This is a genomic window from Amycolatopsis albidoflavus (assembly GCF_039525725.1).
Lineage (GTDB): Bacteria > Actinomycetota > Actinomycetes > Mycobacteriales > Pseudonocardiaceae > Amycolatopsis > Amycolatopsis albidoflava.
This window is the reverse complement of sequence record NZ_BAAAHV010000012.1, coordinates 518,701-541,922: the sequence shown is the minus strand read 5'-3', so window position 1 is coordinate 541,922 and position 23,222 is coordinate 518,701. Positions and strand designations below refer to the sequence as shown.

The window sequence follows — 23,222 nt, the reverse complement described above, 5'->3', positions numbered from 1 at the left end:
CTGAGCTATGACGAATCCGTTCGAAAACCCCGACGGTGTCTACCGGGTGCTCGTGAACGACGAGGGCCAGCACAGCCTGTGGCCGGACTTCGCGACCGTTCCGGACGGCTGGCGGACCGCCTTCGGCCCGGAGGCGCGGCAAGCCTGCCTGGACCACGTCGAGCAGAACTGGACCGACCTGCGTCCGCTGTCGCTGCTCAGGTCGCAAGAATCCTGAAGCCTCGGCGGGGGATCCAGGGTTCCCCGCCGAGGTCTGCGGTTAGCTGGACTTTGCTTGCCGGATGAGGCGCTGGCGCGGGATGTTCCAGTTCTTCAGTGCGCGCCGGCGCGGTCCGGCAGGAGTTGAGCCGCGAGTGAGTGCGCGGTGGCGGTGAGCGTGGCCGTGTCCAGTCCGGTCCGGCTCATGAACACGAGCCCTTGTTGCGCGGCCAGGAGGGCGCGCGCCAGGGCGATCGGATCCGCCCCCGCCGGCAGGTCGCCCTCGCGTTGGGCACGCGCGACGCAGTCGCCGATCAGTGCGGTGGACGTCTCGTAGGTGCGGTGGGCGTGGGCGAGGACTTCCGGATCGGCGTTGCCGAGTTCGCACGTGCTGTTGGCCATGAGGCAGCCGCGCCGCGTGCCGGTCGGGTCGTCGATCGGCGCAGTCAGGAGCAGGCGCAGTGCGTCCAGGGCTCGCGGCGTCTCGGAGAGGGCTTTCCGGAGGGCGTCATGCTGGTCGTCGGTGTAGCTGCGCAGCGCCCGGAGGAAGAGCTGGCGCTTGTCGCCGAACGCCGCGTACAGGCTGCCTTTGCCCAATCCGCTGACCCGCATCAGGTCTTCCAGCGAGGTCGCGGCGTAGCCGGCGTCCCAGAACTGATCGCGGACGGCGTTGAGCACCTGTTTCTCGTCGAACGTGCGCGGACGTGCCATGCCGACCAGGGTAAAGGTTCTTGACCGTGCGGTCCACCATCCTTATGGTGGACCGCACGGTCAAGAACTCCGCGGCACGTCGCGGCCAGGGGAAAGCGGGAAGCGCATGGGAAAGCTGGACAACAAGGTGGCGATCGTGACCGGCGGGTCGCGGGGGATCGGGGCGGCGTCGGCGCTGGCGCTGGCCGACGAGGGAGCCGACGTCGCGATCAGCTACTCGTCCTCGGCGGAGCGGGCCGAGGCCGTGGTCGCGGACCTGGAGGCGAAGGGGGTGCGAGCGGCGGCATTCCGGGCCGACCAAGCGGACGCGGCGGAGGCGGCGGCCTTGATCAGGCGGGTGGTCGAGCGGTTCGGGAAGCTGGACATCCTGGTGAACAACGCGGCCGTGGGCGGCGGTGATCTCGTCGGCAGCGAGCTTGTCGACGAGGCTGCCGTCGAGCGGCAGCTCGCGGTCAACTACACCAGCGTGGTGGCCGGGATCCAGGCGGCGGTGCCGTTGCTGCCTGAGGGCGGGCGGATCGTCAGCGTCAGCTCGGGGGTGGCCGCCCGGGCGGGTTTCCAGGGGATGGCGTATTACACGGGCACGAAGTCGGCGCTCGAAGGCTTCAGCCGGGGCGCGGCCCGCGATCTGGCGCACCGGGGCATCACGGTCAACGTCGTCCAGCCCGGGTTTGTTGACACCGAAGGAAACCCCGCCGACGGTCCGGCGGCGTCCATGTTCCTTCCGACTGCGGCGATGGGGCGGTACGGCAGGCCGGAGGAGATTGCCGCGGGCGTAGTCTTCCTTGCCAGCCCGCAGGCCTCGTACGTCACCGGTGCGGTGCTGAGGATCGACGGCGGATACGCCGCATAGCCCCGGTCGCGCGGGATCACCCCGTGCTGCGCAGGCCGGCCCAGGCGGTCCAGAGCGTGGCGTACCGGCCGCCGGCCGCGACCAGTTCGTCGTGCGTCCCCGATTCGACGACCGCACCGGCGTCCAGGACGACAATCCGGTCTGAAGCGGCGGCCTGGGTCAGGCGGTGCGCCACGATCAGGCCGGTGCGTCCTTCGAGCGCGGCGGCTGCGGCGGATTCGAGCGTTTTCGCGCCCGCGCTGCCTGCCTCGGCCGTGGCTTCGTCGAGAATCGCCACCGGTGGGTCGGCGAGCACCAGGCGGACCAATGCCAGCTGCTGAGCCTGCGTGACGGTCAGCCGATGCCCGCCTTCGCCGACGACCGTCGCGAGTCCCTCCGGCAACGCTTCGACCCACTCGGCCGCGCCGACTTTGGCAAGCGCGGCTTGGAGATCCTCGTCGCTGGCTTCGGGAGCGGCGAGGCGGAGATCGTCCGCCAGCGGGCCGCTGAAGACGTGCACTTCCTGGCTGACCAACGCCACCGCGCGACGGGTGGCGGCCGGGCCGAGCTGGTCGAGCGGAACGCCGCCGATCGACACCGTGCCAGTGCCGGCCTGGTGGATTCCGGCGATCAGCTTGGCCAGCGTCGTCTTCCCGGCCCCGCTCGCGCCGACCAGCGCGACCCGTTCGCCGGGCGCGACTTCGAGATCGACGTCGCGCAGTACCGGATGATCGTCCACATAGGAGTGTCCAAGGCCGGCTGTTTTTACTGACGCGTCGACCGGACGGCCCACCCGGGCCGGTTCGGCTGGCGAAGGGAGATCTGCCACCCCGATGAGCCGGGACAGGCTCGCGGTCGCCGCCTGTGCGTCGTCTACCAGCGCTAGCGCGGTGTTGATCGGCCCGAAGAGGCTGTGGAAGTACAACGCGGCGGCCGTCGCGACCCCGACTGTCGCGAGATTCGCGCCCACCAAAAGAAAACCAGTCGCGAGCACCGCCGACAGACCGACGAATTCAGCGAGATTCAGCCGCCCGTAGAAGCGGGTGCCGAGGCGAACTCCGCGCAGAGCCAGCTGCACCGCGCCGTTGGACCGTTCGCGGACTCGCTCGACGTGCGCGTCCGCGAGACGGAAGGCGCGGACCGTCTTGGCACCGCCGATGGTGTCGAGAAGCTGTTGCTGCTGAGCGCCGACGGCGGCTCGCTGAGCGGCGTACAGCGGGGTCGCGCGGCGGACGTACCAGCGGACGGTGTGGAGTTGGATCGGGACAGCCAGCAGGGCCGCGGCGAGGAAACGCCAGTCGAGGATCGCCATCGCGACCAGGGTGAGGACGATCGTCAGCACCGAACGGGCCAGCGCGGGCAGCGCCTGGCGGACTGCTTCGGCGACGACCGAGACGTCGTTGGTGACGCGGGTGGTGAGGTCGCCGGAACCGGCCTTTTCGACCTGTTCGAGCGGGAGGCCGAGCGCGCGGTCGATGAAGCGTTCGCGCAGATCGGCGAGCATGGTTTCGCCGAGCCGGGCGAGCATCGAGACGCCGATGGCGGTGGCGACCGCGGACGTCACGGCGACCAGAACCAGCCCGGCCACCGGGTACGCCAGCGCGGACGCGGGCTGCCGGGTGGCGACGAGGTCGACGACGCGGCCGAGCAGGGGAGCGGTGAGCAGGCCGATCGCGGTCGCGCCGACGACGAAGGCGAAGGACCCGGCGGCGCGGGCTTTCGCCTGCCGGAGGAGGTCGAGGAGGACGGCCCGGATGCGCGGTCCGGTGGCGACGGGGAGGAGTTGGCGTTCGGTCATGGGAGGACCGCCGTTCGGTGGGCTGTCTCGGCAGGGGCAAGTTCGGCGGCGGGGTTCGTATTCGGCCATGAGGGGGCCGTCGTTCGGTGGGCTGTCTCGGTGGGGGCGAGTTCGGCGGTGGGGTTCGTGTTCCGCCATGAGGGGGCCGTCGTTCGGTGGGCTGTCTCGGTGGGGATTGGTTCGGCGAGGGGCTCGCGTTCGGTCACCGCCGATCGGCAGTTCGCTTCGGCGGGGATTGGTTTGGCGTGGCTGCTGTCGGCGATGGGCAAGGGTTCGCGTTCGGCCATGGAGGACTGCCGCTGGCGGGCCGGTTCGGCGCGGACGAGGTTGGCGTGGCCGCTGTCGGCGAGGTGCAGGGGTTCGTTTTCGGTCACGTGAGCGCTGCCGTTCGGTGGGCGGCCTTGGCGGGGGCGTGGCTGCGTTTGGCGACGGGGAGGGGCGCATGTTCGGTCATACGAGGATCGCCGTTCGGTGGGGCCGTCTCGGCGGGGGCGAGTTCGGTGATGGGGTTCGTGTTCCGTCATGAGGGGGCCGTCATTCGACGGGCTGCTTTGGCCGGGACGAGGTTGGCGTGGCTGCGTTCGGCGGGGAGGGGTTCGTGTTCGGTCACGACAGCACCGCCGCTCGGTAGGTCGCTTCGGTGCGGACCAGTTCGGCATGGCTGCCTTCGGCGACGACTCGGCCGTCTTCGATCAGGGCTACTCGGTCGGTCGCGGCGAGCAGAGCGGGGCTGGTGGTGATCACGATGGTGGTGCGGGTTCGGCGAAGGTCCGCGACTCCGGTGGCGATGCGGGCTTCGGTGACGGTGTCGACGGCGGTGGTCGGATCGTGCAGCACCAAAACTGTCGCTTCCGCGGCGAGGGCGCGCGCGAGGGCGACGCGTTGTCGCTGCCCGCCGGACAGCGATCGGCCGCGTTCGGTGATCGTGGTGGCGGTGCCGGACGGGAGGGTCGCGGCGACCTCGTCGGCGGCGGAGGCGGTGAGCACTCCGTCGGGGATGGCGGGCATTCCGCCGCGGACGTTGTCTTCGACCGTGCCCTCGAACAGATCGGCGTCGTGCGCGGCGACGAGGACGACGTCGCGGAGCCGGTCTGGGTCCACAGTGGACAGGTCGGCCGCGTCGATGCGGACGGAGCCGGTGCTGGGGTCGGCGAAGCGGCCTAGGCAGTCGAGGAGATCGGTGGCCGTGGCGGGGTCGGCGGTGACGATGCCGAGCAGCTCGCCGGGTGGGACGGTGAGGGTGAACTCACGGAGTTTTCCGTGCGATACGGAGGAAAACGTCACGGTGCCGCGGACCGGGGCGGGCAGGCCGGCGGTTCCGTCCGGGACGGCTGGCGGGGCGCTGAGCACCGCGGCGACTCGGCCGGCGGAGGCGCGGCCTTGGGCGAGTTGGCCGTTGACCCAGGCGAAGATGGTGAACGGCGTCTGCAGGAACTGGGCCAGTCCGACTGCGGCGACCAGGTCGCCGACGGAAATCTCGCCGTTCGCCGCCAGTGAGCCGCCGGCTAGTGCGACGATCGCGATGAAGATTCCGGTGAGCGCGAGCAGAGCGCCGTTGTGCCAGGCCTGGGCGCGGGCCGCGCGGATGGTCGCCTGGAGGGAATTCCGGCTGGTGCGCCGATAGCGCGCGGTCGCCGTCGATTCCGCGCCGATGCCCTTCAGCACGCGCAGCCCGCTGACGAGATCGGCGGCGACGCCCGAGGCGTGCGCGGCGCGTTCCTGCTCCAGTTCGCTGCGCTTCTCGAGGGGTTTGCCGATGAGATGGGCGAGGAAGAGCAGCGGCGGGGTGCCGAGGAGGACGAGCAGCCCGAGCGGCACCGACATCCGGAGGAGCGCGACCGCGCTCACGACCAGTCCGGCGAGCGCCGCGATGCCGAACGGGAGCACCGCGTTGATCATCCCGACGCGGCGGGCGTCCGACGTCCCGACGCTCACCAATTCCCCGGCGAGCGACCCCGTTTCCGCGCCGCCGCGAGGATGCAGGACCCGGCGGCTGACGGCGAGCCGGATCTCGTGCGCGGCGCGTTCGGAGGCGCGCTCGGCGGCTCGTGCGCCGAAGCGGTAGCTGTAGGAGAGGACGAGGAAGACGACGGCGAGTACGGCCAGCCAGCCCAGGAGGGTGAGGGCGGAACTGTCGCTTACGGCGCGGTCCAGCACGACGCCGACTACTACCGGGACGAGCGCTTCGCCGCCCTGGTGGCCTGCGGCGAGGATGGAGGCGGCGAGGACGGATTTCCGTTGGCCGGTGACGGCGTTGCGGAGGACGTCGCGGCCGGTCGTGGGTGGGGTGGCGGTCACCGGGGCCTCCGCGCGAGGCGGGCGGGGGCCGGGCGGCTGGCGGCGAGGGCCGATGTCGGTTGCCCGGTCGCGCTGGGTGGCGCGTCCGCTCCGGTCGTGCGTGCCGTCGTGGTCACCGGCCCCTCCGTTCCTGCGGGCGAGGCTGGTCGTTCGCCGATTGCTCCCGTTTGTCCCGCCAGATGCGAAGGCTAGCCTAACCTTCGTGGCGCGGGCCGGCGAGAACCGGGCCTACCGGCGGGCATCGCGACCGGCGGGCTCTGCTTCCGGCGGCTGTTCTTCAGCCGACACGGCTGGTTCGGGCTCGCCGAAGCGGGCCAGCGCCAGTGCGGCGGCCACCGCGAGGACGAACCCGATCAGCGCGACGACAGCGAAGCCGGGCCGGGTCCGGTCGCCTAGCAGGACGACGCCGATCAGCGACGGCATGACCGTTTCGCCGAGCACCATCATCGCCGTGGCGGTGGTGACGCTGCCGCGTTGCAGCGCGGTGGCGAAGAACAGCATGGCCAGCGCGCCCGCGACGGCGACGACGTACAAGGCGGGATCGCGCAGCAGGTCCAGGGGTGCGAGGCTGGGGATGACCCGTCCGGCCACTGCGACGAGGCCGAAGCACAGTCCGGCGACCAGCCCAAGGCCAGCCGTGCGGACGCGGTCTCCGGCGCGTCCCACGAGGAGCCCGGTGATCCCGAGTACGACGGCGGCACCGGCGAGAGTGAGGCGGAAGCCCAGGCCGACTTCGCTCGAGCCCTCGCTTTCGGCCGAGGAACCCAGCAGTGCGAGACCGGCGCAGACGACGCCGACGGCGGTCCATTCCCGCGCACCGAGCCGGACGCCGAACACCCGCACCGCGACGGCTGTTACCGCGAGGCTCGCGGCTTGCGTGGCTTGCACGAGAAACAGCGGCAGCACGTGCAGGGCGGCGATCTGGGCGACGAAGCCGACGCCGTCGAGCAGGAGGCCGACGACGAACTTCCACTGCCGCAGCACTCGCAGCAGCAGGCGCGGGTCGACCCCGGCACCGCCCTCGTCGGGCGCGGCCTTCGCGGCCACCGCTTGCATGACCGAAGCGACGCCGTAGGCCACCGCGGACAGCAGCGCGCACAGAAATCCCCACACCATGACGCCGAGCGTATTCCTCTCCGGCGCCAGTAGGGTCGGGGCCATGGCGGAGGTAGAACGCGTCTGGCCGGATCCGCTCGACGGCGACGAGTTGACCGTGCAAACGCGCTTCCTGGACTTCCTGCGGGCGACCGCGGTGCGGAAGGTCGCCGGGCTGAGCCGGGAACAGGCGGCCGCGACGCCGTTGCCGAGTTCGCCGCGGACCAGCGCGCTCGGCGTGCTCAAGCACCTGACCGCGGTCGAGCGGTGGTGGCTGGTGATCGAGGCGGGCGGGGCCGACGAGCCGTCGCTGTGGCCGGGGTCGCCTGATCCGAGCTGGGATTTGACGCCTGAAGACGACGTCGCCGGGGTCGTCGTGGCTTATCGCGCGGAGCGGGAACGAGCGGCGGCGGCGCTGGCGGGGTTGACGCCGGAGGACCGGACGCGGCGGTCCGGGGAGTTCACCGTCCGCTGGGTGCTGGCGCACGTCGTGCAGGAGACTGCGCGGCACGTGGGGCATCTCGACGCGCTGCGGGAGCTCGCCGACGGCTCTGTGGGGGAGTGAGCGGCGACCGTTAGGCTGCGGGGCATGGCAGACCAGCTCTATTTCCGCCAACTGCTCGCCGGCCGCGACTTCGCCGTCGGGGATCCCGTCGCGACCCAGATGGTGAATTTCGCTTACCTGATCGGGGACCGCGAATCGGGCGAGGCGGTGCTGGTCGACCCGGCGTACGCGGTGGGCGACCTGGTCGAGACGCTGGAGTCCGACGGGATGCGGCTGACCGGCGTGCTCGCCACTCACCACCACCCCGACCACGTCGGCGGCGACATGATGGGCTTCTCGCTGCCGGGCATCGCCGAACTGCTCGCGCTGCGGCCGGTTCCGATCCACGTCAACGCGCAGGAAAGCGAGTGGGTGCGCCGGGTGACCGGCGTTTCGGACACCGACCTGCGCGCCCACGAGCACGACGACGTCGTGACGGTCGGCTCCATCGACATCCGGCTGCTCCACACGCCCGGGCACACTCCGGGAAGCCAGTGCTTCCTGGTCGGCGACCGGCTGGTTTCCGGGGACACGCTGTTCCTGGAGGGCTGCGGCCGGACGGACTTCCCCGGCGGCGACGCGGACGCGATTTTCCGCAGCCTGCAATGGCTGGCGACGCTTCCGGGCGATCCGGTGGTGTATCCAGGACACCAGTATTCGCCGGAGTCTTCGGCGTCGCTGTCGCGGGTGAAGGGGACGAATTTCGTGTTCCGGCCTCGGTCGCTGGAGGAGTGGCGGCTGATGTTCGGCGGCTGAGCCGGGGGTCGGGGTCGGAGCGGAGAACGCTTGCTGTGTCGCGAAAAAGTACATGGTGATCTTGTACCGCACGGCACCGACAATTTCGGGCATCGAGTGTCCGCCCAGCGGTGCTCCGGTGCGGAGCGTGATCACGACCGAAGCTCCGTAATGCTCTCGCCGCAGGGCATCCCATGTTCGGCGACAACCCGGGAAACCCGTCCCGTATCCCGGGCATCCGCGTACCTGCCGGGTGAACAAAGCCCGTACACCGGCGCGCCGGTTCCAGTGCGTGAGAGCCGCCCGGGCCGACATTGACTTCACCCGTCCGGGGATCGAAGCTCGGGGGCATGAAGCGCGGCGTCCTCCTCGTGTGCCGCCTGCACGTCGACCTCCGGCAGCAGGCGAGCGCGGTCTGTCTGTCCCGCCGCTGAATCCTGTTTCCCTGAACCGAAAACCCCACCCGGGAGAAATCCGTGTCGATTTCCACCACGGGCGTGCTGCCGCGCGCCGAAACGGCCGCGCCGAAGCGCGCGCAGCGGCGGCGATGGCCGTCGCTGCGGCGCTGGATCAGCCCGGTCGTGCTGGTCGCGGCGTGGCAGATCGCCAGCTCGACCGGCGCGTTGCCGCCCGACAAACTCAGTTCGCCGTGGACTGTCCTGCAAGCAGGCGTCGATGTCGCCCGCAGCGGCGAACTCGGCAGTGCCTTCGTTGTCTCGCTGGGCCGCGTCGGCGCGGGGTTCGCGCTCGGAGCGCTGGTCGGGCTGCTGCTCGGGGCCGTCTCGGGGTTGTCCCGCTGGGGCGAGGCGCTGGTCGACCCGCCGGTGCAGATGCTGCGCACCTTGCCGTTCCTCGGATTGATCCCGTTGTTCATCCTGTGGTTCGGGATCGGCGAAGAGACCAAAATCGTGCTGGTGGCGCTGGGCGTGGCGTTTCCGTTGTATCTGAATGTCCACTCGGGAATCCGCACCGCCGACCCGCAGCTCGTGGAAGCCGCGCGGGCGCTGGGATTCACCCGCGGCGAACGGTTGTGGCACGTCGTTCTGCCGGGTGCGCTGCCGCAGGCGCTGGTCGGGCTGCGGCAGTCGCTCGGGGTCGCGTGGCTGGCGCTGATCGTCGGCGAAACGGTGAACGCGGACGCCGGGATCGGTTACCTCATCAACAATGCCCGCGAATTCCTGCGCACCGACGTCGTGGTGGTCGGGCTCGTGGTCTACGCCGTGCTGGGCCTCGTCACCGACGCGCTCGTCCGGCTGCTCGAAAGGAGGGCTCTGCGATGGCGAGCCCGGTAGTCGAGGTCCATGACCTCGCGAAGAAGTTCGGCGACCGGACTGTCCTCAACAGACTCAACCTGGACATCGGCCGCGGCGAGTTCGTCGCGTTGCTCGGGCGCAGCGGGTCCGGTAAGTCGACGCTGCTGAAGGTGCTGGCCGGGCTGGACCAGGAGATCGAGGGCACCGCCAGCGTGGACGGGACGGTTTCCGTCGCGTTCCAGCAGCCGCGGTTGCTGCCGTGGCGCAAGGTCTGGCGCAACATCGTGCTCGGTCTGCATCAGGACAACGACCGCGCCGTCGCGGAAAAAGCGCTGGCGGAAGTGCAGTTGGCGGAGCACGCGGACAAATGGCCGCTCACGCTCTCCGGCGGCGAGGCGCAACGGGTTTCGCTGGCACGGGCGCTGGTCCGCGAGCCGGATCTGCTGCTCCTGGACGAACCGTTCGGCGCCCTCGACGCGTTGACCCGGCTGGCGATGCACCGTCTGGTCGAAGATCTGTGGCGCAAACACCAGCCCGCGGTACTGCTGGTGACCCACGACGTCGACGAAGCGCTCGTGCTCGCCGACCGGATCCTCGTCCTGGGCGAAGGGCACATCGTCGCCGAACACGTTCTCGACCAGCCGCGTCCGCGGAAGGCCGCCGACCATGCCGAGGTGCGCAGCCGCGTCCTGGCCGATTTGGGAGTGACCGAAGGTGCACCTGCGTAACGTCCTGGCCGCGGCGCTTCTGCTGACCGGGCTCACCGCTTGCTCGTCGTCCACTTCGGACGGTCGCGCACCGGTGCCCGCGGCGGTGTCGCCGGCGGACCTGAAGAAGGTCACGCTTCGCGTGGGCGATCAGAAGGGCGGGGTGAAATCCCTGCTCACGGCGGCGGATCAGCTGAGCGGCACGCCGTACCGGGTCGAATGGTCGACCTTCACCTCCGGGCCGCCGTTGCTGGAGGCGGCTTCGGCGGGCGCGATCGACGTCGGCCGGGTGGGCAATACGCCGCCGATTTTCGCGGCGGCGTCGAAGGCGAAGATCTCCGTGGTGAGTGTCGCGAAAAGCAACGTGGAACGGGAAACCATTCTGGTGCCGCCGGATTCGCCGCTGACCGATGTCGCGTCCTTGCGGGGCAAGACGGTCGGCGTCGCGAAGGGGAGTTCGGCACACGGGCAGTTGCTCAACACGCTGAAGAAGGCTGGATTGTCCACAAAGGATATAAAGATCTCGTTCCTGCAGCCGTCCGAGGCGTTCGCCGCTTTCACCCAGCACCAGATCGACGCCTGGGCGATTTGGGACCCGTACACCGCGCAGGCCCAGCTCGAGGCGCACGCCCGGGTGCTCGCCGACGGTCGCGGCGCGTCCAACGGGCTCGCCTTCGAGACGGCCAGCACGACCGCGCTCGCCGATCCGGGCAAGAACTCAGCCATCAAGGATTTCGTGCAGCGCGTGGTGAAAGCCCAGCTGTGGGCCAATTCGCATCCGGACGAATGGGCGCGCGCGTGGGCGGCGGAAACCGGGCTGAAGCCGGAGGTGGCGAAGAAGGCCGTTTCCGCCGGACGGGACCGGCCGATTCCGCTGGACGACTCCGTGGTCGCGTCTGAGCAGCAGCTCGCCGACGCGTTCACGAACGAGGGCACGCTGCCCGGGAAGGTCGACTTCGCGGCGTTCGTCGACCGCCGTTACGGGCCCGACATCGAGGCCGCGAGGAGGAACGGATGAGCGTCAAACTGCACTGGTTCCTGCCGACCACCGGGGACGGCCGGACGATCGTGGAACGGTTCCACGCCAACAAATCCCAGGGCCCGAGCGCGCAACGGCCGGCGGATCTGGACTATCTCGCGCAGGTCGCCCGCGCGGCCGAGCGGCTCGGGTTCGAGGGCGTGCTCACGCCGACCGGCACCTGGTGCGAGGACGCCTGGCTGACCACCGCCGCGCTGATCCGCGAGACGAACCGGCTGAAGTTCCTGGTCGCGTTCCGCCCGGGCGTCATCTCGCCGACGCTCGCCGCGCAGATGGCGGGCACGTTCCAGCGCCTGTCCGGCGGCCGGGTCCTGCTGAACATCGTGACCGGCGGCGACGCGATCGAACAGCGCCGCTTCGGCGACTGGCACGACCACGACGCCCGCTACGCCCGGACGGACGAGTTCCTCTCGATCGTCCGCGGCGTGTGGTCGGGCAAGCCGTTCGACTTCGCCGGCGACCACCTGCGCGTCGAAGGGGCCACGACGCTCGCCGCCCCGGACCCGGTGCCGCCGCTGTACTTCGGCGGGTCCTCGGCGGCGGCGCTTCCGGTCGCCGCGCGGCACGCCGATGTGTATCTGACCTGGGGCGAGCCGCCCGCGCAGGTCGCGGAGAAGATCGGCAAGGTGCGGGAACTGGCGGAGCAGGAGGGCCGCACGGTGCGGTTCGGGGTCCGGCTGCACACGATCGCGCGCGACACCTCGGCGGAGGCTTGGGCGGAGGCGCAGAAGCTGCTCGACGCGTTGAATCCGGAGCAGATCGCCAAGGCACAGGCGCAGCTGGCGGCGAGCGAGTCGGTGGGGCAGCGGCGGATGGTCGCGCTGCACGGCGGCAAGGCCGGGACGACTGCGCGGGATCTGGAGATCCATCCGCATCTGTGGGCCGGGATCGGGCTGGTCCGCGGCGGGGCGGGGACGGCGCTCGTGGGCAGTTACGCGGAGATCGCGGATCTGATCGAGGAGTACCACGACGCCGGGGTGTCGGAGTTCGTGCTGTCCGGGTATCCGCATTTGGAGGAGGCGTACTGGTTCGGCGAGGGGGTGCGGCCGGAGCTGGCGCGGCGCGGGTTGCTGGAGGAAGCGCCGGTACTGCGGGCGGTGCCGGGGGAGCAGGCGGTGGCGGCGCAGTAGGGACGGTCGTGAGTGGCGATGCCGGTTAGGTCCGGGAGAAACACTCACGAGTTCCCGCGCGCTCGGGCTCGTGCCGACCGACGTGACAGCGTCGGCGGTGCGCCAACCTGGGCATCGTGAGTGGCGATGCCGGTTCTCACCGGCGCAGACACTCAGGAGAGCAGGTGGGGCACCTCGTTCCGGCGGCGCAGCGCGAGGTGCATCATCGCGCGGCCGCCGAGTTCGAGGTCGTCCTCCAGCGCCTTCATCGCGGTCTCTCCGCCGGCGCGGAGCTGGCCGACGAGATGCCGGTGCGTCGTCGCCAGGTGCTGCGCCGAGGACTCGGCCCGGATCGTCGCGAGCATGCAGTTGAGTTCGTTCGCGCAGGCCCGGTGCGCGGCGACGACACGAGGGTTTCCGCTGGCGGCCACGATTTCCGCGTGCACCGCGCTGTGCGCCTCGATCACGTGCCGCCACGGGGTTTCGGCGGTCATCGCCTCCAAACACCGCACCGCCTCGTCGACGGAGTCGAAGTCCGCGCCTTGGAGCAGTGCCAGGCGCAGCGCGCCCAGTTCCAGGATCGACCGGTACGAGCACATCGCGTCGATGCGGTCCGAGGTCACCGCGGGCACGACGATTCCCTTGTTGCGCTGGTGTTCGAGAAGCCCCTCGGACACCAGCGTCTGCAGCCCGGACCGCACCGAATGCCGTCCGGCACCGAACCTCGCGCTCAGCGACTCCTCGGTGAGCCGCGTTCCGGGTTCGAGGACGCCGTCGAGGAGATCGTCGCGGAGGGCTTGCGCGATGCCGCCCGGCGTACTGCCCGCCTGATCGCGCACTTCGCCACTCGTTTCAGCAGAACTTCCCACAGCCACTGCCGATCTTAGCCGAGCCCACCGTCAAACTCGGGCGGGCAGCCGAAGGGAGGCGTGTTCCGAGCTGATCTCGGCAGTGCGCACGACGCCGAGAAGCCGCAACGTGCGCGTGTACTCGGCGCGGAGGATCTCGATCGTGCGGTCGACGCCCTGCTCTCCGGCCGCCATCAGGCCGTACAGGTAAGCCCGGCCCACCATCGCCGCCGACGCGCCCAGTGCCCGAGCGGCGACCAGGTCGGCGCCGGTCCGGACGCCGGTGTCGAGGATGATCTCGCAGTCGTCTCCGACCGCGTCGACGACGCGCGGCAGCAGTTCGAGCGGGGTCGGCGCGCGGTCGAGCTGGCGGCCGCCGTGGTTCGAGAGCACGAGCGCGTCGACGCCGGAACCGGCCATCACCTCGGCGTCCGCGACGCTCTGGATCCCTTTGACGATCAGCTTTCCGGGCCACAATTCGCGCAGCCACCGCAGGTCTTCGACGGTCAGGGACGGGTCGAACATCGTGCCGATCAGCTCTTCGACCGTGCCGTCGAAGTTGTTCAACGCGGCGAACTGCAGCGGTTCGGTGGTCAGCAGGTTCATCCACCAGGACGGCCGCACGGCGATCCCGGCGAGCGTGCGGACGGTCAGCGTGGGCGGGATGGTCAGTCCATTGCGGACGTCGCGCATCCGCGCCCCGCCGATCGGGGTGTCGACGGTCAGGACCAGCGCTTCGTACCCGGCTCGCGCCGCGCGTTCGACCAGCGCTTCGCTCGCGGCGCGGTCCTTCCAGAGGTAGAGCTGGAACCACTGCCGCGCGGATGGCGCGCACGCCCGGACGTCTTCCAGATCGGTGGTGCCCATTGTCGAGAGCACGTACGGGATCCCGGCGCGGGCGGCCGCACGGGCGACGGCGATCTCGCCCTCGTGGTGCATCATGCGCGTGAAACCGGTGGGCGCGAGCACGAGCGGCAAGGCCGACTGTCCACCGAGGACGGACGTCGACGGGTCGACCTCGGTGACGTCCTGCAGCACGCGCGGATGCAACTCGACGTTTTCGAAGGCCTGCCGTGCCCGGCCGATGCTGATCTCCTGCTCGGCCGCGCCGTCGACGTAGTCGAAAACCGGCCGGGGAGTGCGGCGGCGCGCGATGGTGCGCAGGTCGTCGATGGTGTGCGCGGTGGCGAGACGGCGCTCGCGGACGTCGAACCTCGGCTGCCGGAACTTGAGCAGCGGCCGGATCTCCGACAGCCGGGGCAGCCGTCGCTTGATCGTCCGCCGGGGCAGGTGCTCGGGTTCGAACGTGGTCATCCGCTGCCTCCTGGCCGCCAAGAAATCGGTACACAATGTGCGAGCCGCAAAATACTTGCTGCGCCGCCATTTCCGGAACTTATGGGCAAGGCGAGTCAAGCACGGTCCCGGCTTGATCGCAAGGATTGTGACACAATCTGCTCAGCGGTGCGCGGCCTCCAGCGCGCAGAGAGTGTCGAGATCGTGCTCGAGCGCGTGCCGGGCCAGCGCGGTCCGGTTCGGACAGTCGAGCTTCACCAGCGACGATTCGACGTGGCTGCGCACCGTCCGGATCGCGATCCCGAGCGCCGCCGAGATCCGCTCGTTCGACCAACCACGGGCCACGAGGCCGACGACGTCCAGCTCCCGGCCGGTCAACGGCCCGGGCTCAGGTACGCGGGAAATCCGTAGCAGCACGCCGTCCGGAGGGCGCACCCGCGCCAGCACCCGCCACCAGACGCCGTCCGCGTCCCGGTGGTGGAATCCGGTCCGCTCGGTCAGCGCACACTGCGCGGCGATGCGGAGCTCGCGCTCGCTGAGCGGCAGCTGATCCACAGCGGCAGCGCGCACTTCGATCTGCGTCCGCGAGACGAGCAGTACGACGTCGGCGGCGGGATCGCCCGGTTCGGCGCCGGGGTCGGCCAGTGCGGCGAAGTCGTGCGACAACATCGTGAGCGCGAGGACGGATCCGTCGTCCAGCGGGCGGTCGTGCGTCGAACTCAGCGCTACGAAACTCCGCTCCGGACCAGTACCCGGCGTGAGCGGCAGCGTGACGCCCTCGCGGAAACCGTAGGGCTGAATGCCTTCCCGGTACGTCCTTGTCTCGTGGACCTCCGGGATGTCAACGAAACGCAGCGGCAGACCCAACCGGGACGCGCGCGAGTGGATCGGGCATTTCCACCGGTAGGTCGTGGTCATGTAGCCGAGCATGTCCGCCGGATAGCCGAGGTTGACCGTCGCGGTGCGTTGTTTGCTGCCGCTCACCAACGCGACGCAGTCGAAACCGAGCCTGTCCCGCACCGCGCGGAGCGGAGTTTCGACAGGCAGTTCGCCGCGGCCCGCCGCGCGCACCTCCTGAGCGAGCCGAGCCCACCACTGCACATCCGCGGCCATGTTCCGAACCTCCGCTGCCGGAGGGGAGCATGAACGCCCGCTGTCCGGAATGTCAACGGGGCGCACATCGGAGGCGCGGGCGGAACGGCTTTTAGGCCGATGCGACCGCAGGCACCCGCTCGTAGCGTTCCGGATCCCCGGCTGAAGGAGATTCGATGAACATCGACGAATACGCCGCCCTCGACGCGACCGCGCTCGCCGCGGTCATCGCCTCGGGCGAGGTCACCGCCGAGGAGGTCGCCGCGCTGGCGGTCGAGGCCATCGGCAAGGTGAACCCGGAGCTGAACGCGGTCGCCGACGGCCCGTTCGAGCGCCCGCTGGACTACTCGCCCGACGGCCGGTTCGCCGGGGTTCCGTTCGCGATCAAGGACCTCGTCCTGCACGCCGCCGGAGTGCCGACCCGGATGGGCACGCGGCTGCTCGGCAAGGGCGTCGTGCCGCCGGAGGACACCCATCTGATGGAGCGGTTCCGTGCGGCGGGTCTGGCGACGCTGGCCGTCACGACCACGCCGGAGCTGGGGTTCAACGGCAATTCCGAAGCGCTGGCCTACGGTTCGACGCGCAATCCCTGGAACACCGGGCACAGCGCCGGCGGATCCAGCGGCGGCTCGGCGGCGCTTGTCGCGGCCGGCGCGCTCCCGATCGCGCACGCCAACGACGGCGGCGGCTCGATCCGGGTGCCCGCCGCCTGCAACGGCCTGGTCGGGCTGAAGCCGACGCGCGGCCGGGTGCCCGCCGGGCCGGACTTCGCCGATCCGCTGTACGGAATGGGCGTCGAACTCGCGGTGACGCGGACGGTCAGGGACACCGCAGCGCTGCTGGACGAGGTGGCGGTGAGCTATCCAGGCGACCCGAACGTTCTCGCGCCGCCCGCGCGCCCGTGGCTGGACGAAGTCGGTGCCGATCTGGGGCGGCTCAGGATCGCGGTGCACACCGAATCCTGGGCGGGCAGCTACGTCGACCCGGAGGTGGCGCGCGCCGTCGAGGCGACCGCTGAGGTGCTTGAAGCGGCGGGCCACCACGTCGAACGCGCGACGCCGGTCTTCGAGTGGGAGTCGTTCCTGCACGCTAATCACGTGCTCTGGTGCGGATTCCTGGCCGGTGCGGTCGCCGGGATCGAAGAGATGACCGGCGTCGCGGCCAGCCCGGACAACCTCGAACGCACATCGTGGGCGTGCGTCGAATACGGCCGCTCGGTCAGCGGGACGGAACTGACCGCGGCTTTGGGTGCGATGAACGTCGTTTCCCGTGCGGCAGGCCGGTTCTTCACCGGATACGACCTGCTGCTGACCCCGACGATGAACACCCCGGCCCTGCCGCTGGGCCGCCTGGACGCGAACGCCGATCTGGCCGCGGCAGACTGGACCCGACAGCTTTTCGACGCCTGCACGTTCACACCGTTGTTCAACCAGACCGGCGCGCCCGCGATCAGCCTTCCGCTCGGGCAGTCCTCGCAGGGCTTGCCGATCGGGGTTCAGTTGGGCGGCCCGGTCTGCTCGGAGTCGTTGCTGCTGCGGGTCGCGGCGTTCCTGGAAGAGGCGATGCCGTGGGCGGACCGGCGACCCGCGGTGCACGCCGCCGGGTGACTACTGGGCCCGGCAGGTCCGGAGGTAGCTGAGGAACGACGACTGCAGGCCAGTGACGTGCGTTTCGCGCAGGACTGCGGTGGTGACGTTTCCGCCGCGAGCCTTGAGGCGGTGCAGGAAGGTCGCCGTGTGCTTCGCGAGGCTTTGGTAGACGGCCAGATCTCCGAACAGCTCCTGGTCGTTGACCGTCACGTGCAGCTTGGCGGCAGGCAAACTGTCGCCGAGCTCGGCAAGCTGGGCGAAAACCTGACTGTCCTCGCCGATGACGCCAGGGCTGCCCGCTCCGATGCTTTCGAAGAGCGGGCAGCCGCTGAGCCACGCGTAGAGACTGAAAAGCCCGCCGTAGGAGTAGCCGAAGAGACCGTGTCCGCTCGGGGCCGCGTGGTAGGCGCGTTCGATCCGCGGGTGCAGTTCCTCGGCGAGGAAGGCCAGGAACGCGTCGGCGCGGCTGTCGCGCAGTTCGGCGAGGTAGGCGTCGGCCTCCTCGCGCGTCATCCTGCCCGTTTGGATTCCCATCTCCACGGCATCGACGAACTCCTGGGCGATCGGCTCGCCGGGCGGCACGAGATCCCGGTTGCGCAGCCGCGCCCAATCCTGCGCTTCCTCGCCCGCGTAACCGACGCTGACCTGGAGATAAGGCTGGATCGGCTGCATCGGATCCGCCTGGGTGACGATGAGCGGAGCCGTCAGGCCGACGGCCCAGTTGCCGTCGAGCACGTACACGACCGGCGCCCGCGTCTTGGTGTGGTCGTAGCCCGGCGGCGTGGTGACCCAGATGCCGTAGGTGTGCCCGCTGCGGGAACGCATTTCGAAGTAGTCGGTGCCGGCGAGGCAGCCTTGCCACAGAGTGCTCATCGGAGGTCCTTTACGACGCGTCCGGCTTGGACGACGACAACGGCGTTCGCGGGGTCGGCGAACAGGTTCGGATTTTCGAGCGGATTTCCGTTCCACAGCACGAGATCCGCCTGCAAGCCCGGCGCGATGACCCCCACCTCGCCGGACAGGCCCAGGATCTCGGCGTTGGTCTTCGTGGCCGCGACGAGAGCTTCCATCGGCGTCTCCAGGTCTGCGCGCAATGCGAGCTCTTCTCCTCGGCGGTCCTGAGCGGGACCGATGAGATCAGATCCGAGCCCGATCCGCACCTCGGCTTCCTTGGCCGCGGCGAGCGCCTCGGCCATCCGCTCGCGAACACCCAGCGCCCGATCGCGGATCGACGCGCTCAGGCCGGCTTCGGCGGCGTCGCGCAGCAGGTGCTCGACGACAGCGAAAGTGGGCACCAGGGCAACGTCGCGGGCGGCCATCAGAGCGGCTGTGGACTCGTCGATATCGGTGCCGTGCTCGACACAGCGCACCCCGGCCTCGACCGCGTTCCGGATGCCTTCGTTGTTGTGCGCGTGCACCGTCACGTAAGTGCCTCGCGCCGCGGCTTCTTGGACGGCGACGGCGATCTCTTCCACGGTGAACTGGGTGTCGGTCAGCTTGTCGTGCGCGCTGACCACGCCGCCAGTCACGCAGAGCTTCAGGAAGGAGGCTCCGCGACGGAAGGCTTCGCGGACGTTGCCGCGCAGCTCGTTCGCGTTGCCCGACATCATCGACAGGGCGGCCAGGCCGGGAATGTGGTGGCCGCTCCACAGCTCGGTGGGCTCCCATTCGGCTCCGTAGTAGCCGTGCCCGCCGGTCTGGCACTGGACCGGTCCGCACGACAGCACGCGCGGACCCCGGACCTTGCCCTTGGCGATCGTGGTGACGACGCCGCCGTCGATCCCGCCGGTGTCGCGGACGGTCGTGAAGCCCGCGTCGAGGGTCGCGCCGGCGGTGGCGAAGATGTCCGCCGCGATCTCGGCGGCGCTCAGCTGATACGAGAACTGCGGCTGGATCGGGCTGGAGAGGCCCAGGTGAACGTGGGCGTCGATCAGGCCGGGCGTCATGGTCATCCCGGTGGCGTCGACGCGTTCGCCGGAGCCGTCGGGCTGGGCGATCCGCCCGTCCTCGACGGCGACGGTGACGTCCGCTGGATCGCGACCCGTGCCGTCGAGGACTGTCGCGCCGACTATCTGCAGACGTCCCACTAGCCGTTCCCTTCGCCGTTGCAACACTCTTTTCCAATGGATAAACTGTGCGAGTGAGCCTGTCAAGCACGGAAGGCAAAGGCGATGCCCGCGAGCGTCTCCTGACCCGGCTTCTCGACGCCTTCGACGGGACGCTTCCGTCGCCGGAGGTCTCGCTTCGGGAGGTTGCCGCCAGGGCCGAGACCAGCCACGCCCTGCTGCGCTACCACTTCGGGTCGCTCCCGGGCGTCTTGGCGGCCATGCTCGGGGAGCAGCGATCCCGGGACAACGAGGAGCTTTTCAAGACTGCCCGGCAGGGCACCTTCGACGATCTCGTCGTGGCGATCTGGCGGACCTACACGCGCCCGGAGCAGCTGTCGCGCGTTCGCGGCTTCTTTCACGTCACCGGGCTGGCCGCGTACCGGCCGGAGGACTTTCGCGAGTTCATCGATTCGCTCGACGATCTGACCAAAATGCTGGCCTCGCTCGCGCAACGCGAAGGGCTCGCCGCCGAGGAAGCGCTGACCAGGGCCGCAGTAACCGTCGCCGCGATGCGCGGCCTGCTCTTGCAGGAGGTCTTGACTCCCGGGGCTTACTCGGAGGAGGCCCTTGCGCTGATCCTGCGGATAGGCAAAGGGAAGCCTTGATCAGGTTTCGGAGACAGTCCGGGACAACGCCAGCGCCACTGTCCGGACCGCGGGTGCGACCCGTTCGGTCCGCATCCGGGTCGCCCATCCGGAGATCGACACCGCGGCCACGGCGAGTCCGCTCGCGTCGACGAGCGGGCTCGCCGCACACACCACGCCTACGCCGGATTCCTCGCGCTCGAACGCAATCCCGTCTTCCCGGATCCGCGCCAGCTGACGCCGCAGCAACCCGGGCGCGGTGATCGTCCGCGGGCTGACCCGGGGGAGTCCGGCCTCGATCACGCGCGTCACGACGTCGTCGGGGGAGCAGGACAGGATCGCCTTCCCGACCCCGGTCGCGTGCGCCGGAAAGCGCCCGCCGGTCCGCGAAGGCAGATCCGGCGCGTCCGGGCCGCGCAGCACGTCCAGGTAGACCACCTCGGTCCCCTCCAGCACCGCGAGGTGGACCGTGTTCCGCGTGGCCTCCCGCAGATCCGCCAGGTACGGCCGCGCCGCCTCCACCAGGCCGCGGCGGCGCACCGCGAGCTGACCGATCTCGAACAGCCGCAGCCCGAGCCGGACCGAGGTGCCGTCGCGTTCCAGCAGGCCGGTTTCGGCCAGATGTCCGGCCAGGCGGTGCACGGTCGTCTTCGCGAGGCCGGTCCGGCGTGCCAGTTCCGAGACGCCCAGCGCGTCGTCGCCGGGGCGGAAAGCTTCCAGCACGGCGGCGACGCGCGCGGTCACGAGCCCGTCGCCGTTCCGTCCAGTGGTACGCATGGGTTGAGTGTGCCCCATCCCGGCGAGCACCGTGCAGACATGGCGGAACGCAAGGTGACGGCCGCGATCGTCGGCCCGGGCAACATCGGTACGGATTTGCTGGCAAAACTCCAGCGCAGCGAGCACGTGGAAGTGCGCTACATGGTGGGCGTCGACCCGGCGTCGGACGGGCTCGCCCGCGCCGCGAAGCTCGGCCTCGAGACGTCCGCCGAGGGCGTCGACTGGCTGCTGTCGCGCGCGGAACTGCCGCAGCTGGTGTTCGAGTCGACGTCGGCGAAGGCCCACAAAGCGAACGCGCCGCGGTACGCCGAGGCCGGCATCCGCGCGATCGACCTGACGCCCGCCGCGATCGGCCCGCTGACGTGCCCGGCGGTGAACCCGCCCGACCAGCTGACCGACCGCAACGTCAACATGATCACCTGCGGCGGCCAGGCGACCATCCCGATCGTGCACGCGGTTTCGCGGGTGACGCCGGTGTCGTACGCGGAGATCGTCGCGTCGGTGTCTTCGCGGTCCGCGGGACCCGGCACGCGCGCGAACATCGACGAGTTCACCGAGACCACTTCGCACGCGATCGAGAAGGTCGGCGGCGCGGAGAAGGGCCGCGCGATCATCATCATCAACCCGATGGACCCGCCGATGATCATGCGCGACACGGTGTTCTGCGCGGTCGACCCGGACGCCGACTTCGACGCGATCAGCGAATCCGTGCACCGCATGGTGAAAGACGTCCAGCAGTACGTCCCGGGCTACACGCTCAAGGCCGACCCGCAGTTCGACCCGCCTCGCCCGGACTGGAGCGGCAAGGCCCGCGTGGGCGTCTTCCTGGAGGTCGCGGGCAACGGCGACTACCTGCCCAAGTACGCGGGCAACCTCGACATCATGACCGCCGCCGCCGCGCGCGTCGGCGATCTCTTCGCCGCTCAGGAGGTGGCCGCGTGAACAACACCGACGTCCGGCTGGTCGACACCACTCTGCGCGACGGCAGTCACGCCATGGCGCACCAGTTCACCGAAAAGCAGGTCCGCGACACTGTCCGCGCGCTCGACGACGCGGGCGTCTCGCTGATCGAGGTGACCCACGGCGACGGCCTCGGCGGCTCCACGTTCAACTACGGTTTTTCCTTGGTGGACGAGCGAAAGCTCATCGCCGCCGCGGTCGACGAGGCGAAGCAGGCGAAGATCGCCGTGCTCCTGCTGCCCGGCCTCGGCACGGTCACCGACCTGCGCGCGGCGGCCGATCTCGGCGCCGGCGCGGTGCGGATCGCGACGCACTGCACCGAGGCCGACGTGTCCATCCAGCACTTCGGCGCGGCCCGCGATCTCGGCCTCGAAACCGTCGGATTCCTGATGTTGTCGCACATGTCGACGCCCGAGGACCTGGCGAAGCAGGCCCGGATCATGGTCGACGCGGGCTGTCAGTGCGTGTACGTCGTGGACTCCGCGGGCGCGCTGATCCTGGACGACGCCTCCGAACGCGTCGCCGCGCTTGTCGCGGAACTCGGCGACGAAGCCCAGGTCGGCTACCACGGGCACCAGAACCTGAGCTTCGGCGTCGCCAACTCGGTGCTCGCTTACCGTGCCGGAGCCCGGCAGATCGACGGTTCGCTCGCCGCGCTCGGCGCGGGCGCGGGCAACTCGCCGACGGAGGTCCTGGCGGCGACGTTCGAGCGGCTCGGCATCAAAACCGGCGTGGACAAAGACGTGCTGATGGAGGCCGCGGAGAACGTCGTGAAGAAGTACCTGACCCGGCTGCCGGTGATGGACCGGTCGTCGATCATCCAGGGCTACGCCGGCGTGTACTCCAGCTTCCTGCTGCACGCCGAACGCGCGGCCGAGCGCTACGGCGTCCCGGCACACGAAATCCTGTACAAGGTCGGCGAAGAACGCTACGTCGGCGGCCAGGAGGACATGATCATCGACATCGCGCTGCGGCTGCGCGACGAGCGGGCAGCCGCTCAGTGAGCCCCCGAGTCGAAAGCGTCCGCGCCGAGCACGAGCTGCACGCAGTGCTCGACGAGACGCTCGCGGCTCACCTTCAGCGTGCCGTCGAGGTAGGCGATGAACACGTTGCTGAGCGCGCCGACGAGACCGATCGCCACGAGCTGGCGGCCGGTCTCGTCGCCGCGCGACAGCTGTTCCCCGACGAGCGTGGTGAACGCCGGGAGGAGGTGCAGGCCGCGGCTGGTCAGCGCCGGATCGGTCAGCGGTGCGAGCAGCAGCACGCGGCCCTTGCGCGGATCGTCCAGCACCAGCTCCACGAACGCCGTGACCGCGCGTTCGGCACGGCGGCTCGGATCGGCTTCGCCGGACACCGCGTCGGCGAGTGCTTGCCGGGCTTGGTCTCCGACGTCCTCGTAGACGGCGGCGACCAGGCTTTCCCGGTCGGCGAAGCTTTCGTAGAAGTACCGCTCGGTCAGCTTCGCGGACCGGCACACCGCGCGCACGCTCACCGCCGCGCTGCCCTGTGCGCCGAGCAGGTCGAGCCCGGCGGCCAGAAGCTGCGCGCGGCGCTGGGCCTTGCGGTCGTCCAGCGTCGTGCCCGCCCACGTGCGGCCCGGCATACCCGCTCCCGTCCCGAGTTGACCACAGATGTTGTCACATCCTAACCTG

The 23,222-nt window shown here is 70.1% G+C and carries 24 protein-coding genes; 12 read left to right on the top strand and 12 right to left on the bottom strand.

Annotated elements, in window-relative coordinates; all coding sequences use genetic code 11:
- Positions 1-7: 7 nt before the first annotated feature.
- Positions 8-217 carry an MbtH family protein gene (locus ABD156_RS21015; RefSeq protein ID WP_344276032.1) on the top strand — a complete coding sequence of 70 codons (210 nt, stop codon included), beginning with the start codon at positions 8-10 and terminating at the stop codon, positions 215-217.
- Between the two features lie 95 nt (positions 218-312).
- Here the strand turns inward: ABD156_RS21015 and ABD156_RS21010 are convergent, their stop codons facing one another.
- A complete protein-coding gene (locus tag ABD156_RS21010) occupies positions 313-909 on the bottom strand; it encodes a TetR/AcrR family transcriptional regulator (protein ID WP_344276029.1) in 597 nt (198 codons plus the stop codon).
- Between the two features lie 106 nt (positions 910-1,015).
- Here ABD156_RS21010 and ABD156_RS21005 point away from each other — a divergent pair, with 106 nt between their 5' ends.
- Entirely contained in the window at positions 1,016-1,762 is a 747-nt protein-coding gene (locus ABD156_RS21005) for an SDR family NAD(P)-dependent oxidoreductase (protein WP_344276025.1), read from the top strand.
- A gap of 16 nt (positions 1,763-1,778) precedes the next feature.
- On the opposite strand, the gene ABD156_RS21000 is transcribed toward ABD156_RS21005, so the two are convergent.
- From ABD156_RS21000 to ABD156_RS20985, 4 genes are all read right to left on the bottom strand, one after another.
- The gene (locus tag ABD156_RS21000) at positions 1,779-3,539 is read right to left on the bottom strand and encodes an ABC transporter ATP-binding protein (protein WP_344276022.1); all 1,761 of its coding nucleotides are present in this window, start codon (positions 3,537-3,539) and stop codon (positions 1,779-1,781) included.
- A complete protein-coding gene (locus tag ABD156_RS20995; protein ID WP_344276019.1) occupies positions 3,536-3,913 on the bottom strand; it encodes a hypothetical protein in 378 nt (125 codons plus the stop codon). The genes ABD156_RS21000 and ABD156_RS20995 overlap by 4 nt, the downstream gene beginning before the upstream one ends.
- Before the next feature lie 232 nt (positions 3,914-4,145).
- Positions 4,146-5,837 carry an ABC transporter ATP-binding protein gene (locus tag ABD156_RS20990; protein WP_344276016.1) on the bottom strand — a complete coding sequence of 564 codons (1,692 nt, stop codon included), beginning with the start codon at positions 5,835-5,837 and terminating at the stop codon, positions 4,146-4,148.
- A 228-nt stretch (positions 5,838-6,065) separates the two neighbouring features.
- The gene (locus ABD156_RS20985) at positions 6,066-6,953 is read right to left on the bottom strand and encodes a DMT family transporter (RefSeq protein WP_344276013.1); all 888 of its coding nucleotides are present in this window, start codon (positions 6,951-6,953) and stop codon (positions 6,066-6,068) included.
- 43 nt (positions 6,954-6,996) lie between these two features.
- Between ABD156_RS20985 and ABD156_RS20980 the strand changes: the two genes are divergently transcribed.
- The 6 genes from ABD156_RS20980 (at position 6,997) to ABD156_RS20955 (ending at position 12,340) form a co-directional block, all read left to right on the top strand.
- Positions 6,997-7,497, top strand: a complete 501-nt coding sequence (locus ABD156_RS20980; RefSeq protein ID WP_344276010.1) for a mycothiol transferase — start codon at positions 6,997-6,999, stop codon at positions 7,495-7,497.
- Positions 7,498-7,521: 24 nt separating this feature from the next.
- The gene (locus ABD156_RS20975; RefSeq protein ID WP_344276007.1) at positions 7,522-8,232 is read left to right on the top strand and encodes an MBL fold metallo-hydrolase; all 711 of its coding nucleotides are present in this window, start codon (positions 7,522-7,524) and stop codon (positions 8,230-8,232) included.
- A gap of 455 nt (positions 8,233-8,687) precedes the next feature.
- Positions 8,688-9,503 (top strand): ABC transporter permease, encoded by an 816-nt coding sequence (locus ABD156_RS20970; protein WP_344276004.1) that lies wholly within the window; start codon positions 8,688-8,690, stop codon positions 9,501-9,503.
- Positions 9,488-10,192 (top strand): ABC transporter ATP-binding protein, encoded by a 705-nt coding sequence (locus tag ABD156_RS20965; protein WP_344276002.1) that lies wholly within the window; start codon positions 9,488-9,490, stop codon positions 10,190-10,192. Before ABD156_RS20970 ends, ABD156_RS20965 begins: the two co-directional genes overlap by 16 nt.
- Positions 10,179-11,189, top strand: a complete 1,011-nt coding sequence (locus ABD156_RS20960; RefSeq protein WP_344276000.1) for an ABC transporter substrate-binding protein — start codon at positions 10,179-10,181, stop codon at positions 11,187-11,189. The genes ABD156_RS20965 and ABD156_RS20960 overlap by 14 nt, the downstream gene beginning before the upstream one ends.
- Positions 11,186-12,340 carry an LLM class flavin-dependent oxidoreductase gene (locus tag ABD156_RS20955; RefSeq protein ID WP_344275997.1) on the top strand — a complete coding sequence of 385 codons (1,155 nt, stop codon included), beginning with the start codon at positions 11,186-11,188 and terminating at the stop codon, positions 12,338-12,340. Before ABD156_RS20960 ends, ABD156_RS20955 begins: the two co-directional genes overlap by 4 nt.
- A 152-nt stretch (positions 12,341-12,492) precedes the next feature.
- On the opposite strand, the gene ABD156_RS20950 is transcribed toward ABD156_RS20955, so the two are convergent.
- From ABD156_RS20950 to ABD156_RS20940, 3 genes are all read right to left on the bottom strand, one after another.
- Entirely contained in the window at positions 12,493-13,158 is a 666-nt protein-coding gene (locus tag ABD156_RS20950; RefSeq protein ID WP_344275994.1) for a GntR family transcriptional regulator, read from the bottom strand.
- Between the two features lie 60 nt (positions 13,159-13,218).
- Positions 13,219-14,481 (bottom strand): alpha-hydroxy acid oxidase, encoded by a 1,263-nt coding sequence (locus tag ABD156_RS20945; RefSeq protein ID WP_344275991.1) that lies wholly within the window; start codon positions 14,479-14,481, stop codon positions 13,219-13,221.
- 141 nt (positions 14,482-14,622) lie between these two features.
- Positions 14,623-15,573 (bottom strand): helix-turn-helix transcriptional regulator, encoded by a 951-nt coding sequence (locus ABD156_RS20940; RefSeq protein WP_344275988.1) that lies wholly within the window; start codon positions 15,571-15,573, stop codon positions 14,623-14,625.
- Positions 15,574-15,728: 155 nt separating this feature from the next.
- Here ABD156_RS20940 and ABD156_RS20935 point away from each other — a divergent pair, with 155 nt between their 5' ends.
- Positions 15,729-17,159 carry an amidase gene (locus ABD156_RS20935; protein WP_344275985.1) on the top strand — a complete coding sequence of 477 codons (1,431 nt, stop codon included), beginning with the start codon at positions 15,729-15,731 and terminating at the stop codon, positions 17,157-17,159.
- On the opposite strand, the gene ABD156_RS20930 is transcribed toward ABD156_RS20935, so the two are convergent.
- Positions 17,160-18,014 (bottom strand): alpha/beta hydrolase, encoded by an 855-nt coding sequence (locus ABD156_RS20930; RefSeq protein ID WP_344275982.1) that lies wholly within the window; start codon positions 18,012-18,014, stop codon positions 17,160-17,162.
- Entirely contained in the window at positions 18,011-19,228 is a 1,218-nt protein-coding gene (locus ABD156_RS20925; protein WP_344275979.1) for a metal-dependent hydrolase family protein, read from the bottom strand. Before ABD156_RS20925 ends, ABD156_RS20930 begins: the two co-directional genes overlap by 4 nt.
- Positions 19,229-19,281: 53 nt before the next feature.
- On the opposite strand from ABD156_RS20925, the gene ABD156_RS20920 reads away from it, so the two are divergent.
- Positions 19,282-19,854, top strand: coding sequence for a TetR/AcrR family transcriptional regulator (locus ABD156_RS20920; RefSeq protein ID WP_344275976.1), 573 nt, complete (start codon positions 19,282-19,284; stop codon positions 19,852-19,854).
- Here the strand turns inward: ABD156_RS20920 and ABD156_RS20915 are convergent, their stop codons facing one another.
- Complete coding sequence (locus tag ABD156_RS20915; RefSeq protein WP_344275973.1) at positions 19,855-20,610, bottom strand: IclR family transcriptional regulator; 756 nt, start codon at positions 20,608-20,610, stop codon at positions 19,855-19,857.
- A gap of 39 nt (positions 20,611-20,649) precedes the next feature.
- On the opposite strand from ABD156_RS20915, the gene ABD156_RS20910 reads away from it, so the two are divergent.
- The gene (locus ABD156_RS20910) at positions 20,650-21,552 is read left to right on the top strand and encodes an acetaldehyde dehydrogenase (acetylating) (RefSeq protein WP_344275970.1); all 903 of its coding nucleotides are present in this window, start codon (positions 20,650-20,652) and stop codon (positions 21,550-21,552) included.
- The gene (gene dmpG, locus ABD156_RS20905) at positions 21,549-22,574 is read left to right on the top strand and encodes a 4-hydroxy-2-oxovalerate aldolase (RefSeq protein WP_344275966.1); all 1,026 of its coding nucleotides are present in this window, start codon (positions 21,549-21,551) and stop codon (positions 22,572-22,574) included. The genes ABD156_RS20910 and dmpG overlap by 4 nt, the downstream gene beginning before the upstream one ends.
- Here dmpG and ABD156_RS20900 read toward each other — a convergent pair.
- Positions 22,568-23,173, bottom strand: coding sequence for a TetR/AcrR family transcriptional regulator (locus ABD156_RS20900; protein ID WP_182889041.1), 606 nt, complete (start codon positions 23,171-23,173; stop codon positions 22,568-22,570). The two genes, dmpG and ABD156_RS20900, sit on opposite strands and share 7 nt — an antisense overlap.
- Between the last annotated feature and the right edge of the window lie 49 nt (positions 23,174-23,222).

Excerpts from the sequence above, each read along its gene's own strand:
- ABD156_RS20915 (WP_344275973.1), bottom strand. The coding sequence starts at position 20,610 with ATGCGTACCACTGGACGGAACGGCGACGGGCTCGTGACCGCGCGCGTC.
- ABD156_RS20975 (WP_344276007.1), top strand. The coding sequence starts at position 7,522 with ATGGCAGACCAGCTCTATTTCCGCCAACTGCTCGCCGGCCGCGACTTC.
- ABD156_RS21010 (WP_344276029.1), bottom strand. The coding sequence starts at position 909 with ATGGCACGTCCGCGCACGTTCGACGAGAAACAGGTGCTCAACGCCGTC.
- ABD156_RS20930 (WP_344275982.1), bottom strand. The coding sequence starts at position 18,014 with ATGAGCACTCTGTGGCAAGGCTGCCTCGCCGGCACCGACTACTTCGAA.
- ABD156_RS20900 (WP_182889041.1), bottom strand. The coding sequence starts at position 23,173 with ATGCCGGGCCGCACGTGGGCGGGCACGACGCTGGACGACCGCAAGGCC.
- ABD156_RS20980 (WP_344276010.1), top strand. The coding sequence starts at position 6,997 with ATGGCGGAGGTAGAACGCGTCTGGCCGGATCCGCTCGACGGCGACGAG.
- ABD156_RS20955 (WP_344275997.1), top strand. The coding sequence starts at position 11,186 with ATGAGCGTCAAACTGCACTGGTTCCTGCCGACCACCGGGGACGGCCGG.
- ABD156_RS20910 (WP_344275970.1), top strand. The coding sequence starts at position 20,650 with ATGGCGGAACGCAAGGTGACGGCCGCGATCGTCGGCCCGGGCAACATC.
- ABD156_RS20945 (WP_344275991.1), bottom strand. The coding sequence starts at position 14,481 with ATGACCACGTTCGAACCCGAGCACCTGCCCCGGCGGACGATCAAGCGA.
- ABD156_RS20985 (WP_344276013.1), bottom strand. The coding sequence starts at position 6,953 with ATGGTGTGGGGATTTCTGTGCGCGCTGCTGTCCGCGGTGGCCTACGGC.
- ABD156_RS21000 (WP_344276022.1), bottom strand. The coding sequence starts at position 3,539 with ATGACCGAACGCCAACTCCTCCCCGTCGCCACCGGACCGCGCATCCGG.
- ABD156_RS20935 (WP_344275985.1), top strand. The coding sequence starts at position 15,729 with ATGAACATCGACGAATACGCCGCCCTCGACGCGACCGCGCTCGCCGCG.
- ABD156_RS21005 (WP_344276025.1), top strand. The coding sequence starts at position 1,016 with ATGGGAAAGCTGGACAACAAGGTGGCGATCGTGACCGGCGGGTCGCGG.
- ABD156_RS20965 (WP_344276002.1), top strand. The coding sequence starts at position 9,488 with ATGGCGAGCCCGGTAGTCGAGGTCCATGACCTCGCGAAGAAGTTCGGC.
- ABD156_RS20940 (WP_344275988.1), bottom strand. The coding sequence starts at position 15,573 with ATGGCCGCGGATGTGCAGTGGTGGGCTCGGCTCGCTCAGGAGGTGCGC.
- ABD156_RS21015 (WP_344276032.1), top strand. The coding sequence starts at position 8 with ATGACGAATCCGTTCGAAAACCCCGACGGTGTCTACCGGGTGCTCGTG.